This window comes from Arthrobacter sp. P1_B9, assembly GCF_056406495.1.
Map to the genome: position 1 here is coordinate 406,952 of NZ_JBFUAA010000001.1, position 15,810 is coordinate 422,761.

Annotated in this window: 18 protein-coding genes; 16 read left to right on the forward strand and 2 right to left on the reverse strand. The window is 66.2% G+C overall.

Features of this window, described 5'->3' with window-relative positions; translation table 11 throughout:
* From AC1D1A_RS01690 to AC1D1A_RS01740, 11 genes are all read left to right on the forward strand, one after another.
* Positions 1-876 (forward strand): VOC family protein, encoded by an 876-nt coding sequence (locus tag AC1D1A_RS01690; RefSeq protein WP_476946999.1) that lies wholly within the window; start codon positions 1-3, stop codon positions 874-876.
* Between the two features lie 680 nt (positions 877-1,556).
* Entirely contained in the window at positions 1,557-1,994 is a 438-nt protein-coding gene (locus AC1D1A_RS01695; protein ID WP_476848964.1) for a hypothetical protein, read from the forward strand.
* 218 nt (positions 1,995-2,212) lie between these two features.
* A complete protein-coding gene (gene rpsP / locus AC1D1A_RS01700) occupies positions 2,213-2,638 on the forward strand; it encodes a 30S ribosomal protein S16 (RefSeq protein ID WP_026266438.1) in 426 nt (141 codons plus the stop codon).
* Position 2,639: 1 nt separating this feature from the next.
* Positions 2,640-2,882 carry an RNA-binding protein gene (locus tag AC1D1A_RS01705; protein WP_018773450.1) on the forward strand — a complete coding sequence of 81 codons (243 nt, stop codon included), beginning with the start codon at positions 2,640-2,642 and terminating at the stop codon, positions 2,880-2,882.
* A gap of 123 nt (positions 2,883-3,005) precedes the next feature.
* On the forward strand, positions 3,006-3,638 hold the full coding sequence (gene rimM / locus AC1D1A_RS01710; RefSeq protein ID WP_476947000.1) for a ribosome maturation factor RimM: 633 nt from the start codon (positions 3,006-3,008) through the stop codon (positions 3,636-3,638).
* Entirely contained in the window at positions 3,639-4,502 is an 864-nt protein-coding gene (gene trmD / locus AC1D1A_RS01715) for a tRNA (guanosine(37)-N1)-methyltransferase TrmD (RefSeq protein ID WP_476857267.1), read from the forward strand.
* Between the two features lie 235 nt (positions 4,503-4,737).
* The gene (gene rplS / locus AC1D1A_RS01720) at positions 4,738-5,097 is read left to right on the forward strand and encodes a 50S ribosomal protein L19 (protein ID WP_018773447.1); all 360 of its coding nucleotides are present in this window, start codon (positions 4,738-4,740) and stop codon (positions 5,095-5,097) included.
* Positions 5,098-5,228: 131 nt separating this feature from the next.
* Positions 5,229-5,909 (forward strand): signal peptidase I, encoded by a 681-nt coding sequence (gene lepB, locus AC1D1A_RS01725; protein WP_028276855.1) that lies wholly within the window; start codon positions 5,229-5,231, stop codon positions 5,907-5,909.
* Positions 5,910-6,926, forward strand: a complete 1,017-nt coding sequence (gene lepB / locus AC1D1A_RS01730) for a signal peptidase I (RefSeq protein ID WP_476947001.1) — start codon at positions 5,910-5,912, stop codon at positions 6,924-6,926. It begins immediately after the preceding gene.
* 10 nt (positions 6,927-6,936) lie between these two features.
* On the forward strand, positions 6,937-7,602 hold the full coding sequence (locus tag AC1D1A_RS01735; protein ID WP_476947002.1) for a ribonuclease HII: 666 nt from the start codon (positions 6,937-6,939) through the stop codon (positions 7,600-7,602).
* Positions 7,603-7,670: 68 nt separating this feature from the next.
* Complete coding sequence (locus tag AC1D1A_RS01740) at positions 7,671-7,997, forward strand: DUF2469 domain-containing protein (protein ID WP_018773443.1); 327 nt, start codon at positions 7,671-7,673, stop codon at positions 7,995-7,997.
* A gap of 10 nt (positions 7,998-8,007) precedes the next feature.
* Here the strand turns inward: AC1D1A_RS01740 and AC1D1A_RS01745 are convergent, their stop codons facing one another.
* Together AC1D1A_RS01745 and AC1D1A_RS01750 are read right to left on the reverse strand one after the other, a co-directional pair.
* Positions 8,008-8,937 (reverse strand): transglycosylase domain-containing protein, encoded by a 930-nt coding sequence (locus AC1D1A_RS01745; protein ID WP_476947003.1) that lies wholly within the window; start codon positions 8,935-8,937, stop codon positions 8,008-8,010.
* 428 nt (positions 8,938-9,365) lie between these two features.
* A complete protein-coding gene (locus tag AC1D1A_RS01750) occupies positions 9,366-9,788 on the reverse strand; it encodes an HAD domain-containing protein (protein WP_476857271.1) in 423 nt (140 codons plus the stop codon).
* Between the two features lie 211 nt (positions 9,789-9,999).
* Here AC1D1A_RS01750 and AC1D1A_RS01755 point away from each other — a divergent pair, with 211 nt between their 5' ends.
* The 5 genes from AC1D1A_RS01755 to dprA all read left to right on the forward strand — a co-directional run bounded on the left by AC1D1A_RS01755 (position 10,000) and on the right by dprA (position 15,797).
* Entirely contained in the window at positions 10,000-10,125 is a 126-nt protein-coding gene (locus tag AC1D1A_RS01755; protein ID WP_476947004.1) for a hypothetical protein, read from the forward strand.
* A 761-nt stretch (positions 10,126-10,886) separates the two neighbouring features.
* Positions 10,887-12,251, forward strand: coding sequence for a hypothetical protein (locus AC1D1A_RS01760; RefSeq protein WP_476947005.1), 1,365 nt, complete (start codon positions 10,887-10,889; stop codon positions 12,249-12,251).
* A 396-nt stretch (positions 12,252-12,647) separates the two neighbouring features.
* Entirely contained in the window at positions 12,648-13,004 is a 357-nt protein-coding gene (locus AC1D1A_RS01765; RefSeq protein WP_476947006.1) for a YraN family protein, read from the forward strand.
* The gene (locus AC1D1A_RS01770; protein ID WP_476947007.1) at positions 13,005-14,552 is read left to right on the forward strand and encodes a YifB family Mg chelatase-like AAA ATPase; all 1,548 of its coding nucleotides are present in this window, start codon (positions 13,005-13,007) and stop codon (positions 14,550-14,552) included.
* A 57-nt stretch (positions 14,553-14,609) separates the two neighbouring features.
* Positions 14,610-15,797, forward strand: coding sequence for a DNA-processing protein DprA (gene dprA, locus AC1D1A_RS01775; protein ID WP_476947008.1), 1,188 nt, complete (start codon positions 14,610-14,612; stop codon positions 15,795-15,797).
* The last annotated feature ends 13 nt before the right edge of the window (positions 15,798-15,810 follow it).

A 15,810-nucleotide genomic window follows, 5' to 3' on the forward strand; every position in this document is an offset into this window, starting at 1 on the left:
ATGACCGCAGAAGCCAGCACCCAGGACCTCCTTCCTGCCGAACTCACCATGGGCACCGTGATGCTCAAGGTCGGCGACATGAAGCTCATGACCGACTACTACCAGCGCGCCCTCGGCCTGGAGACTGTGGCCGAACAGGACGGCGGGCTCTACCTTGGGCGCCAGCAGAAGCCGCTGGTGCATCTGGCGCCTGCCCCGGGCCTGAATCTACCTTCCCGCGGCGAGGCCGGGCTCTTCCACACCGCCCTCCTCTTCGAGGACCAGCACTCCCTGGCGGCCACCATCGCCACCGCGGCCCAGTACCAGCCCCAGTCCTTCACCGGCAGCGCGGACCACCTCGTCAGCGAGGCGTTCTACTTCAACGACCCCGAAGGCAACGGCATCGAGCTGTACTGGGACCGGCCGCGGGCGGCGTGGTCCTGGGAGGGCAGGAACGTCGTCATGGACAGTCTCGCCCTGCCGCCGCAGCGCTACCTGCAGCAATACCTGACCGAGGAGTCCGTGGCCGGCCAGCGCCAGGCCGCCGCCGGCGTCGGGCATGTCCACCTGCAGGTCGGCGACGTCCAGTCGGCGCATGATTTCTATGTCGGCACGCTCGGCTTCGAAAAGACCGCGGGCTGGCACGGCCAGGCGCTGTTCGTCTCGGCCGGCGGCTACCACCACCACATGGCCATGAACGTATGGAACAGCCGCGGCGCGGGCCCGCGGCGCGACACGCTGGGCCTGGGCGAGGTCCTCATCGAGGTGCCCTCCGGCGACGACGTCGCGGCCCTGGCCGACCGGCTCAAGGTTGCCGGCGTCGAATCGCACCACACCGGCGCCGAACTGCGCTTCGAGGACCCGTGGCGCAACCGGATCCGCGTCGCCGTGCGCTAGAAGTTCTCCCCAGGCAAGCTGGTCGCTGGACATGTCCAGCGCGCACAGCTTCCCCCGGACATGTCCACTCTTCGCCGGCGGGAACGCTGGGCATGTCCACTGCGCGGAGCCGGGACTCCGGAACATGTCCATTGCTCGCAGCCGGGAATGGACATAGTTGCCATATGTCCAGTGCTCAGGGCCAGGGGAGGGCATGCCCATCGGGCCTTGGTCGGGTTCCCGGGCCAGCGAGGGACATGTCCACTCTTCGCCAGCAGGAGACTGGAACATGTCCATTGCTCGCAGCCGGGAATGGACATAGTTGCCATATGTCCAGTGCTCAGGGCCAGGGGAGGGCATGCTCATCGGGCCTTGGTCGGGTTCCCGGGCCAGCGAGGGACATGTCCACTCTTCGCCAGCAGGACACTGGAACATGTCCATTGCTCGCAGCCGGAAATGGACATAGTTGCCACATGTCCAGTGCTCACGGCCAGCGAGGGACATGTCCACTGTTTCCAGGCAGGACGTCGGAGCATGTCCATTGCTCGCAGCCGGGAATGGACATAGTGGCCATATGTCCAGTGCTCAGGGTCAGGGGAGGGCATGCCCATCGGGCGGGGCGGGGCCGTGCTGAAGCGGCTAGGCTGAAGCGACGCCGAAAACAGCGGTCTGCGGACCGCCGAACCCTAAGGACCAGCTGCATGGGATTCACCGAACTCTTTGTGTCCACCCACGAAGAAGCCCTCAAGCGCGCCGGCGCACTGGAAGGTGGCGGCCCGGCCGCCCCGGGCGCCGTCCGCATCCCGGAGATCAGCGATTTCGAGGTGGAGCGGCTGGGAGACCTCGCCGGCGTCGCCGTGCACGCCCCGGGCGCGGACTATGAACTGGCCATGGTCGACGTGGCCAGCGACTCGCTGCTCGGCGTCCCGGCGGCAATGGTCCGCACGCTGGCGGAACTGCTCAGCTATGAAACCGAAGGGGAGGGCGAGGTCCTGGAGGATGTCGCCGCCAACTGGGCCGCCGAGGAGGACATGCCCTTCGGCCCCGACGAGGCCCGGGACTATGTCCGCCGGATCGCCGAGCTCGCCGCCGGCGTCGACCCCGCCACCAGGTCCGGCCTCTACGTCTGGACGTCCTGACCGGCCCTCGAGGCCGCTTCCAGGCCGCGCGCTGGTGCGCCGGGCACGTGTCAAGTCGAAATCCTGCCGGTGATCTGGCACAATGAACAGGTACTCGATCTGCGTGGCCCCTCTCTCCGCGTCTGGATCTTGTCCTTTAGAACCCCCAAGTACGGCCCGCCCCACGGGTGCAGAACGCCGGGCTCGACCCCGTTTCAGAAACAGGAGTGACCACAAAAGTGGCCGTAAAGATTCGCCTTAAGCGCTTCGGTAAGATGCGCGCACCGTACTACCGCATCGTCGTCATGGACTCACGCTCCAAGCGTGATGGCCGTGCTATCGAAGAGATCGGCAAGTACCACCCGACCGAAGAGCCCTCGTACATCGAGGTCGACACGGACCGTGCCCAGTACTGGCTCGGCGTCGGCGCACAGCCGTCCGAGCAGGTCGCCGCGATCCTGAAGATCACCGGTGACTGGCAGAAGTTCAAGGGTCTCCCGGGCCAGGAGGGAACCTTGAAGACCAAGGCTCCCAAGGCTGCCTTCGTTACCCCGGAAAAGGGTTCCGTGATCATCCCGGAAGCCATCACCAAGAAGGCCAAGAAGGACGAAGCTGCCGAGGCTCCCGCCGACGCCGCCGAAGCAGAGACCACCGAGGCTGAGTAAATTGCTGGCAGAAGCGCTCGAACACCTGGTCCGCGGGATTGTTGACAGCCCCGAGGACGTCAAGGTCAGTGCGAAGAACAACCGCCGCGGGGAAACCCTCGAGGTGCGCGTTCATCAGGACGACCTCGGACGGGTGATCGGCCGGCAGGGCCGGACCGCACGCGCATTGCGCACTGTGGTTGCGGCGCTGGCGGACGGCGAGCCGGTCAGGGTCGACGTCGTCGACACCGACCGCCGCCGGTAACGCTTTCAGCACTACTTGTCTTGAGTCCGGCCCCTTCACCAGATAATGGTGGAGGGGCCGGACTGTTTTCCCGTAATTCCGCACCAGAGAATACAGAATCACCAACCCCGAACAGAGGAACAGATGCAGCTCCAGGTGGCACGAATCGGCAAGCCCCACGGCATCCGCGGCGAAGTGACCGTCCAGGTGCTCACCGACGCGCCCGGCGACCGTTTTGTCCCCGGCACCCAGTTCATCGTTGAACCCGCCTCGGCCGGGCCGCTGACGGTGTTCAGCGCCCGCTGGAACAAGGACATCCTGTTGCTGGCCTTTGACGAGATCGAGACCCGCAACGAGGCCGAGGGCCTGCGCGGCGCCAAGCTGTTCATCGAAACCGAAGACATCGGCGCCGAGGACGACGACGAGGGCTGGTACGAGCACGAGCTCGTGGGCCTGGAGGTCCGCGTAGGCGGCAATGTGGTCGGCAAGGTCTCGGCGCTGCACACGCTGCCCGTCCAGGACCTGCTGGTGGTCGCCACGGATGAGGGCAAGGAAGTCCTGATCCCCTTCGTCGAGCAGATTGTGCCCGAGGTCAACGTGGCTGAAAAATACGTCCTCGTCACCCCGCCGCCCGGACTGTTCGAAGTCAACACGGACGAGGCGCCCGAGGCCCAAAACCCCGAGGCCCAAGACCTCGAGGCCCAAAACCCCGCAGCCCAGGCTCCGAAAGCCGAGGGCGCCGCGGCCCGGAACTCCGAAGAGCAGGGCATCGCCTAGATGAGAATCGACGTCGTCAGCATCTTTCCGGAGTACCTGGCCCCGCTGGAGCTGTCGCTGATCGGCAAGGCCCGCCAGGACGGCCTGCTGGACCTCAAGGTCCATGACCTGCGGGACTTCACCACCGACCGGCACCGCACGGTCGATGACACCCCCTACGGCGGCGGCGCCGGCATGGTCATGAAGCCCGAACCCTGGGCTCAGGCCCTCACCGCCGTGGCCGCCGGGCGGTCCGGGGACGCAAGGGACGCCGGCGCACCTGACGACGCCGGCACCCCCGGCACTCCAGAGCCTGCCGGCCCGGAAGATGCCGCCAAGCCTGTCCTGATCGTCCCGTCGCCGGCGGGGGAGCGCTTCACCCAGGCCACCGCCCACGAACTGGCCGAGGAGGACCAGCTGGTCTTCGCCTGCGGGCGCTATGAGGGCATCGATGAACGGGTCCTGGAATGGGCCGCGGAGCACTTCACGGTGCGCCCGATGAGCCTGGGGGACTACGTCCTCAACGGCGGCGAAGTCGCCGTGCTGGCCATGGTTGAGGCCATCGGCCGGCTGCTGCCCGGCGTCGTCGGCAACCCCGAGTCCCTCGTGGAGGAATCCCACTCCGACGGGCTGCTCGAGTACCCCGTCTATACCAAGCCCTCCAGCTGGCGGGACCGCGACGTCCCGGCCGTGCTGCTGAGCGGCAACCACGGAAAGATCGCCCAGTGGCGCCGGCACGAGCAGTACCGGCGTACCGCCGAACGCCGCCCCGACCTCCTCGCGGAGTTCGACGCCGGCAAGCTGCCGCGCGCGGACCGTACGGCCTTCTCCGACCTGGGGTACGACGTCGTCGACGGCCGCCTGCTGCGCCGTCCCGACGCCTAACCGCCGGGATTGGGCTAACCCGCACAAAATGTGGCAAAATTAGTCCTTGTGCCTGCTGGGTTGCGAACCTGCCACAGGGGGAGCGCTACCAACAGCCCGGCACCCCGGCCCCGTCTACTCCTGACAGGGCCGGATTGACAAACTTTCGGCGGAAATTTCCGGGCGGCGCATGCCACCGGCCCTGACCGCCGTAACCCAACGTGAGTGACCTGTGGCGTTCACCAGGAGTGGATCAATGCATATCCTCGATTCCGTAGATGCAGCCTCGCTGCGCACCGATGTTCCCGAGTTCCGCGCGGGTGACACCATCAAGGTTCACGTGAACATCATCGAAGGCAAGAACTCCCGCGTCCAGGTCTTCCAGGGCTTCGTCCTTGGCCGCCAGGGCGATGGCGTCCGCGAAACCTTCACCGTCCGCAAGGTCTCCTTCGGGGTCGGCGTAGAGCGTACCTTCCCGGTGCACTCCCCGATCATCGACAAGGTCGAGCTCGTCTCCAAGGGTGACGTGCGCCGCGCCAAGCTTTACTACATGCGCAACCTGCGTGGTAAGGCCGCGAAGATCAAGGAAAAGCGCGACTTCCAGACCGCCAAGTAAGCCTTTTTCGTCTTCCACGACAGGCTTCCACCGCGGATCCACGGACCGTATCCGGTGCGTCAGCTAGTGCGGCGCCGGAGCTATCCGCAACAGCGCACATTAGTTCACGACAGCGCCAGGGGATACGGAACATGGAACAGCCAAAACGCCAGCCCAGGAAACCGGGCTGGCGTTTTGCGTTGCTGGCCCTGGTGCTCGCCGTGGCCATCAGCGCCGTGGTCCGCTCCCTGTGGGTGGACATCTTCTTTATCCCGTCCGCCTCCATGGAGCCGCTCCTGCACACGGGGGACCGGATCGTCGTGGCGCGGACCGGCTTCCAAGCTAAGCCCTTGGGCCGGGGCGACGTCGTCGTCTTTGACGGCCGCGGTTCCTTTGCCCCGCTCAACAGTGGCAACGGCCCCGTGGTGGATGCCCTCGCCGAAGCCGGACGCTGGCTTGGCCTTGCGGGCAGCGACACAACGTATGTCAAGCGCGTCATCGGACTGCCCGGCGACCGTGTGGTCTGCTGCGACGCCGGCGGCCGGCTCACAGTCAACGGCCAGCAAGTTGCGGAACCGTATGTGTATCCGGGGGACACCCCGAGCGATGTGAAGTTCGCCGTCCAGGTGCCTGCCGGGCGGCTCTGGCTCATGGGGGACCACCGCTCGATGTCCGCCGACTCCCGGAGCCTCCTGGGCGCCCCTGGCGGGGGCATGGTGCCGCTGGAACGCGTCATTGGCAGGCCGGTACAGATCATCTGGCCGCTTGATAGATTTGCAGCAGTAGCGCGGCCCGAACCGGCTGCGACAACGACGACGACGAACGGACAGTAGATGCCCGAGACCGAACCGCGCACTCCTGATCCGCAGGGCCAGGACCGACCCCGGGTTACCGCCTCGGCGATTCCCGCGGATGAGCCGGCGGATCCACCGGCTGGTGCGCCGGCTCCTGCTCCGGCTCCTGCGTCGCAGGACGACAGCGCCGGTGCGCAGCGCGCTGGTCGTATCCAGGCTGCCCGTATCGAGACTGCCCCTACCGCGGCTGGGCCTACCGCGGCTGGGCCTACCGCGGCTGGGCCGACCACGCCTGGGCCGACCGGGAGGGAGCGGGCCGACGGCCCCGCCCACGCCGATCCGACCTCCCGCCGGGCCAGGAAGGCCAAGGCCCGTGAAGGGCACAGCCCGCTCTTCCTGTGGCTCAAGGAGGTTGCCACGGTGGTCGTCGTGGCGATCGTGCTGTCCTTCCTGATCAAGACCTTCCTGTTCCGGGCCTTTTACATCCCGTCCGAATCCATGGTCAACACCCTCGATGTGAACGACCGCATCTTCGTGAACCTGCTCGTGCCCGAGCCCATGGTGCTCCAGCGCGGGGACGTGGTGGTGTTCCGGGACAGCCAGGGCTGGCTCGCCCCCGCGGCCCCGAAGGCCAAGGGCCCCTTCACCTGGGTGCAGGACGGGCTGACGTTCGTCGGTTTGCTGCCGGACAACTCGGAACAGCACCTGGTCAAGCGCGTCATCGGGCTCCCGGGTGACCACGTGGTCTGCTGCGACGCCGGCGGACAGCTCACCGTCAATGGCGCGCCGCTGGACGAGAAATACATCAATGCCGCAGAGATTCCCCAGGTCCGCGACTTTGACGTCGTCGTGCCCGCGGGCAAGGTCTGGGTCATGGGCGACAACCGAAACCACTCCGCGGATTCCCGCGCCCATATGGACACCAACGGCGGCTTCGTCAACGAATCCGACATTGAAGGCAAGGCCGCCGTCATCGCTTGGCCGCTGAACAGGATGTCGGCCCTGGACAACTACCCGGACGTCTTCCGCAGCGTCCCCGCCCCGTCCGGAAAGTAAGCCGCCCGTCATGTCAGCAGCCCCCACCCTCGACTACGAACGCCGCTTCCGCAGCTCCGGCGCACGGCTCCTCGCGGGCATCGACGAGGTCGGCCGCGGCGCCCTGGCCGGTCCCGTCAGCGTGGGGATCGCCGTCGTCGACCTGCAGCAACAGAAGCTCCTGGCCGATGTCCGGGACAGCAAGCTGCTCAAGGTCGCGGACCGGGAGCGGCTGGTGCCGCTGGTCCGGGACTGGAGTGTCGCCTCCGCCGTGGGGCATGCGTCCGCGAACGAGATCGACGAACTCGGGATCATCGCGGCGCTCCGTCTTGCCGGGAACCGGGCCTGGTTTGCCGTGCTCGCCGCCGGCGTCAGGCCCGAGGTTGTCCTGCTGGACGGCAGCCACAACTGGCTCTCGCCGGATCTGCAGCCGTCCTTGTTTGACGATGCCCCCGCCGAACCCGGTTGCGATGCCCCGGTGCACACACTGGTCAAAGCCGACATGCAGTGCCTCAGCGTCGCCGCGGCCAGCATCATCGCCAAGGTCGAGCGCGATGCGATGATGTGCGAGCTGCACACCCAGTACCCGGCCTACGGCTGGGACGTGAACAAGGGCTACGGCACCGCAGCGCACAAGGAGGCGCTGCGGACCTCCGGTCCCACGCCGTACCACCGGGTCAGCTGGCAGCTGCTCTAGCTGTTCTGGCCGCTCGGGCGCGACGGCCGGTGGCGCGCGGCCGGCGCCGGATGGTGCAAGATGGAACCATGAGTGCCGAGGACCTTGAAAACTATGAGACCGACATGGAGCTACAGCTCTACCGCGAATACCGCGACGTCGTCGGGTTGTTCAGCTATGTGGTCGAGACCGAGCGGCGTTTCTATCTTGCCAACCATGTTGACCTGCAGGCCCGCAGCGCCGACGGCGAGGTCTACTTCGATCTGACCCTGCAGGACGCCTGGGTGTGGGATGTCTACCGCTCCGCCCGGTTCGTCAAGAGCGTCCGCGTCATCACGTTCAAGGACGTCAACGTCGAGGAACTGCCCCGCAGCGAGGAACTCGCCCTGCCCAAGGTCGAGGACCTGGGCAACTGACCTTCGTTTCCTAGCCCCTGAGTGGCGCAGGGTTTCCGTTGCGGTCCAGGGCAATGCCCTGCTGCCGCAGCAGGTCCAGCACACTCTCCGGATACGAACCGCAGCCATCCGTGTTCGCGGATCCCCGCTCGGCCGCGTGGTCGGACGCCGTGTCGCCGATGCCAATGGTTGCGACGGCCGCCTTCCATCCGCCGAGCCCCTCGATCTGCTTGGGGACCCACACGTTGGCCGCACCGTTGACGTAGTCCCACACTTTGGGGTGGACCCACGGGCCCAGATAGATGCCGCCTCCCGCCGCCCGGGTGACGAGTGTGGGCAGTGGCAGGACCCCCATCAATTGCGCGGCCTGATACTCGGACATGTTCCACGGGGGTTCGTCGAAGTAGTACCAGCTCGCCGCGCAGATGCCGTACAGCTTCGGGCCGAACTGCGCATAGTTCAGATACAGCTCCATGATCCGTTGCGGGGTCAGGGTGAGGCTGAACTCGGTCGCAAGCCCGGCCTCCAGCCCCTTCCTCAGGGCATTCGCATCAGGCCACAGGAAGATGTTCTTGACCAGCTGCTGCGGGACCGTGGAACCGCTTGGGTCATCCTTGCCCTGCAGGTAGGCGACGGCCCTGTCCCGGAACTCATCGACGGAGAACGCGCCAACACGCGTTCCCAGCTGTTGGTCCTCGTGGGCGACGGCCGCGGCGATGACATAGCGGCTGATGTGGTTCAGGGACACGTACTGGTAGGCGATCGGGCCGCCGGTCTGCAGCATGTAGGCAGTGCGCGGGGGAGCGAACCAGATGAAGGAGACGGCGGCCAGCTCCGTGATGACCACCATGGCGAGGGCGAACTTGAAGATCCTGGCGAGCAGCCGCCGGATCCGGTGCGTACGTCTTCCCGCCGGAGCCGCCGGCTCAGGCTCCGGGGCGGGGCCGGGCTCTGACCGCACTGGCGCGGGCCCGGATCCTGGCGCAAGCCGCGCTGGTGCGGGCCCGGATCCTGGCTCGGGCCGCGGTGCGGTCTCGGTCTCAGGACGCGCTGGTGGGGGCCAGCTGGGGCCCGCCTGCCCGCCGGGCGGACCTGGTTCCGTAAGCTGCTGCGTTCCCAGCGGCTGGGCCGCTCGATATTCCATACGCCGATCCTTCGGCCGATCCTCAGGAGAGACTACGGACGCCCCGCGGAATTCGAGGGGGTTGGGAAAAGCCTAGGTGGGCCGTGCGGGCATTGGCTACGTTTCGTTGCCTGACAATCGCATCAACACGTCCTGTCAATGCCGCCACGGATTTGATCGCCGGAAGTGGCCGCCCGGGATCCGCCCAGATCCGGGGCCGTCGGCAGGCGTCGCGGCGAAGTGTCCCAACGTTGGTAGATGTGCACTCATGGGTTATCTCCACTGTTGAGAAATTCGGTTACCTGCTGCGCGATCTCGTCGGTGATTCCCGTCTGCCAGGCGGTCTTGAACAGGGGCTGATCGGCATAGAAGTCTGAGTCATCGTCGACGATTGCATACCGCGCAACTTCCGGATGCCGGTCCAGCCACATCTTCACTTCCTCGCCACGAAAACCTGTGTCCGCTGTCGGAGTAACGTCAAAGGTCTTGCAAACGTGTCTGTCGACTTCTTCACGGCCGCCGGGGATATGCCGCCATGTGGACGTTAGAACAACGGCTGCGTCCGTGTCGAAGATGATCTTGCAGACCTTGGACGCCAGGAAAGGATCGATGCCCATGAAGCCGCGAAAGCTCTGTCTCGTACCAACGCGGTTGACGACACCGTCAATGTCGAGGAAAAGTACCTTCATTCCTTGTTCCTCCTGCAGTTCTTTCGTTCTGCCTTGATTATGCGATCAGCAGTGCTGAGCGGGCTGCGGATACTATTCTCATCTGGCTTGTGACCCCTTTAGCCACTGCTGGATGTGGTGCAGGCTCTCGTCGGCGTCGAACTGATCGGCCGGCTAGCTCGTTCATGATGAGATAGGCCGATCCCTTGGCTTTTAACTCGAAGATCCCGCGGTGGTTGCAGTACTCTGCCAACTTCTCGTCAGTGGTGTGACCGTGGACGATATGGCTCAGCTCGCGCTGCATCGTCTTGAACAGATAGGCCGCGACGGGATTGATGGCGAACTCTTTGTTCCGTGAGTATCCCCGGTTGTTGCCGCATATCTGTTAATGGTGCGGCCGGAATCCGGTTTGGAGATCTTAGATGCGTTGAGGCGTGTAGGGTCTAGTCATCATCATCTGGGGGATAAATGAAAAGGTCTATTAAGCGCTGTCGTTCCACTGTATTTGTCCTAGCGGCCGCAATGACATTGATTGTTGGTTCAGTGGCACCGTCTGTAGCCGTAGGTACTAGCGAGTCACCATCACTAACGGATATCAGAATGCTTTCGCCTGCGGTGATGTACCCGGACCAAGACATAAACCAAGACCAAGTCGTGGTCAGGGTCGGGGCAATCGGTTACGGCAACCTCTTCTACGGAGACAGCCTCGGCGCCACACATGACGTCTGCTTTGATGAGTGCGGGGCGGGGTATGCAAACACAGCAGTTGGCGATCTGAATGGATGGCCGCTGGGTCCTGTCTCGCTCTCTCATATCGAGGTGAGGTCATGGCCCGATGACAAACGTGTCGTGTACTGGCGTGACGGGAGAGTCGAGAAATTCCCGTCGGACATGAAGGATCCCGCCCCAGTCGCGATTGACTGGGCAAGCCTAGATTTCAGGTTGGATCCTCTCCGCGAGTATTCCAATTCACCGAAGCTCCAGGTAGAAGGTCCGCCTTCCGTGGGGTTTACGTTGAAGATGGAACTCGCAGCACTAGACCCTAAGCCAACCAGAGTCGAGTACGGGTGGATGCATCTGGACTCCCTGCAACAGCTAATCGGCAGTAGTCCTACCTACATGACTAGGGCCGCCGACATCGGGCACAGCATCGTGGCACGGGTGCGGGCGTACAACCGAGGCTACGTCACCTACGAAAGTTTCAGCACGCCCACAACGCCCGTCGCCACCCCGGTCCAAGTGACTCCTGCCCCTATCGTGATGACGGACAGGGACGGCACGGCTAACGATACGTACACCATCCCCGAGACGGTCGGCATTGACTACCTCGTCGGTGGCGCCGGTCTTCAAAAGGTTGTATCTGCGGGCACGTATTCGTATTCGTATTCGACCGACGGGATTTTCTTCGCAGGCGCGCGGGCGAAGCCCGATTACATCCTGGCTCCTGGTGCCGTAGCAACCTGGTGGATGAGGTTCAAGAACACCCCATTTCTGGTCGCTCCCGCGGCCGTCACTTTCACGGACAAGGACGGGACGAACGAGGATACCTACAGCGTTCCAGCCACGACCGGCATCGACTACCTCGTCGGCGGCAAGGTCGTGGCTGCGGGTAAGTATCCGGCCATAGGCAAGGTCACGGCAACAGCGCGGCCGAAAACCGATTACGCCCTGGCTCCTGGTGCCTTGGCATCATGGTCGACGACGTTTAAGGCGACCCCGTTCCTGGTCTCTCCCGCGGCAGTGACTTTCACTGACAAGGCCGGGACAAAGGACGACACCTACACGGTTCCCGCCACGACCGGTGTCGAGTACCTTGTGGACGGGCAAGTCGTGGCTGCGGGTACGTATCCCGGGAGCTGGGTCGTCATCGTGAGCGCGCGGGCGAAGAAAGACTATGCCTTGGCCCCAGGCGCGCCGGCCCTGTGGGTGGCAGCGTTCAAGGGTTCCCTTTCGGGGGCGGTCCCTACCATCACTGGTGCCGCGAAGGTCGGTTCGACGCTTACCGCCGTCCCCGGAACCTGGGGTCCGGCACCGGTGAGCCTGGCCTACCAGTGGAAGGCCGGCGGCGTCGTCATTCTCGGAGCGACAAGCAGTACCTATAAGCCGACCAGCGCCTACGTTGGCAAGGCCCTGACAGTGACCGTGACCGGGTCTGAGGCCGGTTTCGCCAACTTGGCCAAGACCTCCACAGCTACCACTGCGGTGGTTAAGGGYTCGTTGGTCGGGCCGGCGCCGAAGATCACGGGTRCCGCCAAGGTCGGGTCGACCCTCACCGCCAACCTTGGCACCTGGTCRCCGTCCACGATCAGTCCCCGCTAYCAGTGGTACCGCTCCGGCGTGGCGATCACCGGCGCGACCGCCGTAGCTTACAAACCCACCAGCGCCGACGTCGGCAAGGCCATGACGGTCARGGTCACAGCGTACAAAACCGGCTACATCACCGCGGTGAAGACCTCMGCCGCGACAGCGGTGGTGGTCAAATAAGAACCAAATGGCCCGAAAAGAGCCCGCGGCCATCAGCGTTTGGCAAATGAACCCCGCCAGCATGGATGAGCTGCTCCCCGGAAGTTGAACTGAGAAATCAGTTCTGACTTTGGGCGAGCAGTTCAGGATAGCTGGCGGGGTTTCATGCCCAGTCATCTGGGTAGGAATAGTCATTTAGGTAGGGATAATGGCAACAGGCCGACCCCAGCGTGCGGAACCAGTTGCGCCGGGCACGGCCGGTACTCCTCATCCCGCCGGGCAGCCGGCTGGGGGGCCTGTCACTCAGCCGACGCGTATCTCCTTTGCCAGAGACCACCCGAAAGTTTCCCATTCAGGTTTCCCACATAGCCAAAGTGTGCCCTGTGCCCGTCCCCGGCGCCCCTTCACGCTGGTGTCATGAGAGCCAAGGATGTGCTGGGACGGCGCGGGGAGGAACTCGCCGCCGGGTATCTTGAATCGCTCGGTATGCGGGTTGTGGACCGGAACTGGCGCTGCCCCGAGGGCGAGATCGACATTGTCGCGCTCGACGGCGACGCTCTGGTCATCGCCGAGGTGAAAACCCGGAGATCCCTTGCGTACGGGCATCCCTTCGAGGCGGTCGGCGCAGACAAGCTGGCCCGCCTCCACCGCCTCGGGTCGGCGTGGTGCCGGGACCATGAGCTGCGGATGCCTCTCCGCCGCGTGGACGTGATCGCGGTGTTGGACGACGGCGTCGGGGAACCCGCCGTCGAACACCTCAAGGGGGTGGGGTAGATGGCCCTGGGCCGGACCTATTCCGTCGCGCTCGTGGGCCTCAACGGCTATATCGTCGAGGTCGAGGCCGACATCGGCCAGACCCTCCCGGCTTTCGTGATCCTTGGCCTGCCGGACGCCTCCCTGAACGAGGCCAAGGAACGGATCCGCTCCGCGGCCCAGAACTCGGGGATCCCGCTGAGCCGCCGGAAGATCACGGCCAACCTCATCCCGGCGTCCCTGCCCAAACGTGGCTCGGGCTTCGACCTCGCCATCGCCATGGCCGTGCTGCTGGCGGCGGACGACATTCGGCCCACGGGCCGCACCGTCTTTATCGCCGAGCTCGGCCTGGACGGCCGGTTGCGGCCTGTGCGGGGCATCCTTCCGGCCGTGATGGCCGCGGTCCGGGCCGGCTATCCCGAGATCGTGGTGGCCCGGGCAAACGTGGCGGAAGCCGAGCTCGTCCCCGGCGCACAGGTCCGGGGCTACGGCACACTGGCCCGGCTCGCGTTCGATTGCGGCGCGGACCCGCAGGACCTGGCGCTCGACTTCGAACCCGAACCGGACGACGCGGACGGCCCCGGTAGAGACACCGGTCCCGCACTGGCGCCGGACATGTGCGATGTCTCCGGCCAGGCAGCGGCGCGGCACGCCCTGGAAGTGGCCGCTGCCGGCGCCCACCACCTCCTGCTGACGGGACCGCCCGGCGCCGGGAAGACCATGCTCGCCGAGCGGCTGCCGGGCCTGCTGCCGGACCTCGGCGACACCGAAGCCATGGAAGTCACCGCCATCCACTCCCTGTGTTCGCTGCCTTCGGGCTCCGTGCAGCTCTTGCGCCGGCCACCCTACGAGAACCCGCATCACACCGCGACAGCAGTGGCCATCATTGGTGGCGGGTCCGGGCTGCCGCGGCCCGGGGCGGCGTCCCGGGCCCACCGCGGGGTGCTCTTCCTGGACGAAGCCCCGGAGTACGACCGCGGCGTCCTGGACGCCCTGCGGCAGCCGCTGGAAAGCGGCGAGCTGGTCATCCACCGCTCAGCCGGATCGGCAGCCTATCCCGCCCGGTTTCAGCTGGTCCTCGCGGCCAACCCGTGTCCCTGCGGCAAGGCTACGGGCAAGGGGGTGGACTGCATCTGCACCCCCACCATGCGCCGCCGATACCAGGCCCGGATGTCGGGGCCGCTGCTGGACCGGGTCGACATCCAGCTGGAAGTCGAGCGGGTGTCGCTCGCCGGCTTCGGCCAGCCTGCACCCGAGGAGGGCACCGCCAGCATCGCAGAACGGGTCCGGGCGGCCAGGGGCCGACAGCTCGAGCGGCTGCTGCCATTCGGGATGGAGACCAACGCGCAGGTGCCGGGGCGGCTGCTGCGCGGGGCTCTCCGGCTCGATGCCCCCACCACCCGCATTTTGGACTACGCGCTGGAGCGCGGTGTGCTGACCGCCCGCGGCTACGACCGCGTGCTGCGCCTCGCCTGGACACTTGCGGATCTCTCCCGGCGCGACGTGCCGGACGGGGATGACGTCGGGCAAGCGCTGGGCCTCCGCCAGGCCGCCGCGGCTTCACCGTGAGCCTGCCCGCACAACATGCGCCGCACGTGCCCCCCCCCCCCCGCGAAAGGAACCACCATGATTGATGACGAACGAACAGCCCGCGCCGCCCTGGCCCGCCTGTTCGAGCCGCAGGACGCCGCGGCCCTGGCACTGGTCCAGGCAGTGGGGGCGCAGGACGCCCTGCGGATTGCCAGCGGCGCGCTGGCCGCCGGTCCCGGGCTCGAACAGGAGATCACTGGAATCCTGGCGGACAGCGGGTGCGGCAGCGGCTGGTCCGGGCTCAGCGAGGCGCTGAAGCGTTGGGCCCCGCGCGTGCCCGACCTCGCGCCGAAGCGGGACCTGGCCACCATGCACCGGCTCGGCGGACGCCTCATCATTCCCACGGATGGCTTGTGGCCGCGGCAGCTGGCGGACCTCGGACTGCAGGAGCCCCTGTGCCTGTGGTGGCGCGGCGTGGAACAGGAGCTGCCACCGGCGGCCCGGTCCGTAGCCCTCGTGGGCTCCCGGGACAGCACCAGCTACGGGGCATCGGTAACGGGCGACCTCGCCTATTCCCTGGCCCAGCGCGGCTTCACGATCGTCTCCGGCGGGGCCTACGGGATTGATGCCCACGCCCACAGGGCGGCCCTGGCCGGAAGCGCGGGCGGCGTGCCCACCATTGCCGTCATGGCCGGGGGAGTGGACCGCTTCTACCCCGCCGGCAATGAGGACCTTCTGCGGACCGTGGCGAACCGCGGCGCGGTCCTGGCCGAGGTTCCGCCCGGGTCCGCTCCCACCCGCTACCGGTTCCTGCAGCGGAACCGGCTCATTGCGGCGTTGGCCTCCGTCACGGTCGTGGTCGAGGCCCGGTGGCGCTCCGGCGCCCTCAACACGGCCCACCATGCCGAAAGCCTGGGCAGGGCCGTAGGCGCCGTGCCCGGATCCATCCACAGCGCCAACTCCGCCGGCTGCCACCGGCTTCTCCGTGAGGGCGGCGCGGTATGCGTCACGGATGCAGGGGAGATCGCCGAGCTCGCCTCCCCAAGCGGCGAGGCGATGCCCCCGGACAAGGCAGGCCGGTCCGAGGCCCACGATGGCCTGACCCTGGAGGACCTGATCCTGCTCGATGCCCTGCCGCTGCGGACCACCACCACGGTCGAGAAGCTTGCCGCGGTGGCCGGGCTGAGCCCGGATTCGGTCCGCGCAGGTCTTGGCCGGCTCGGGCTACTGGGGCTGGCCGAATCCCGGCATGGCGGCTGGAAACGCTCCGGGAAGGCGGACTGAGATGGCTTGCTTC

Excerpts from the sequence above, each read along its gene's own strand:
- AC1D1A_RS01690 (WP_476946999.1), top strand. The coding sequence starts at position 1 with ATGACCGCAGAAGCCAGCACCCAGGACCTCCTTCCTGCCGAACTCACC.
- AC1D1A_RS01695 (WP_476848964.1), top strand. The coding sequence starts at position 1,557 with ATGGGATTCACCGAACTCTTTGTGTCCACCCACGAAGAAGCCCTCAAG.
- rimM (WP_476947000.1), top strand. The coding sequence starts at position 3,006 with ATGCAGCTCCAGGTGGCACGAATCGGCAAGCCCCACGGCATCCGCGGC.
- trmD (WP_476857267.1), top strand. The coding sequence starts at position 3,639 with ATGAGAATCGACGTCGTCAGCATCTTTCCGGAGTACCTGGCCCCGCTG.
- rplS (WP_018773447.1), top strand. The coding sequence starts at position 4,738 with ATGCATATCCTCGATTCCGTAGATGCAGCCTCGCTGCGCACCGATGTT.
- lepB (WP_028276855.1), top strand. The coding sequence starts at position 5,229 with ATGGAACAGCCAAAACGCCAGCCCAGGAAACCGGGCTGGCGTTTTGCG.
- lepB (WP_476947001.1), top strand. The coding sequence starts at position 5,910 with ATGCCCGAGACCGAACCGCGCACTCCTGATCCGCAGGGCCAGGACCGA.
- AC1D1A_RS01735 (WP_476947002.1), top strand. The coding sequence starts at position 6,937 with ATGTCAGCAGCCCCCACCCTCGACTACGAACGCCGCTTCCGCAGCTCC.
- AC1D1A_RS01740 (WP_018773443.1), top strand. The coding sequence starts at position 7,671 with ATGAGTGCCGAGGACCTTGAAAACTATGAGACCGACATGGAGCTACAG.
- AC1D1A_RS01750 (WP_476857271.1), bottom strand. The coding sequence starts at position 9,788 with ATGAAGGTACTTTTCCTCGACATTGACGGTGTCGTCAACCGCGTTGGT.
- AC1D1A_RS01765 (WP_476947006.1), top strand. The coding sequence starts at position 12,648 with ATGAGAGCCAAGGATGTGCTGGGACGGCGCGGGGAGGAACTCGCCGCC.
- AC1D1A_RS01770 (WP_476947007.1), top strand. The coding sequence starts at position 13,005 with ATGGCCCTGGGCCGGACCTATTCCGTCGCGCTCGTGGGCCTCAACGGC.
- dprA (WP_476947008.1), top strand. The coding sequence starts at position 14,610 with ATGATTGATGACGAACGAACAGCCCGCGCCGCCCTGGCCCGCCTGTTC.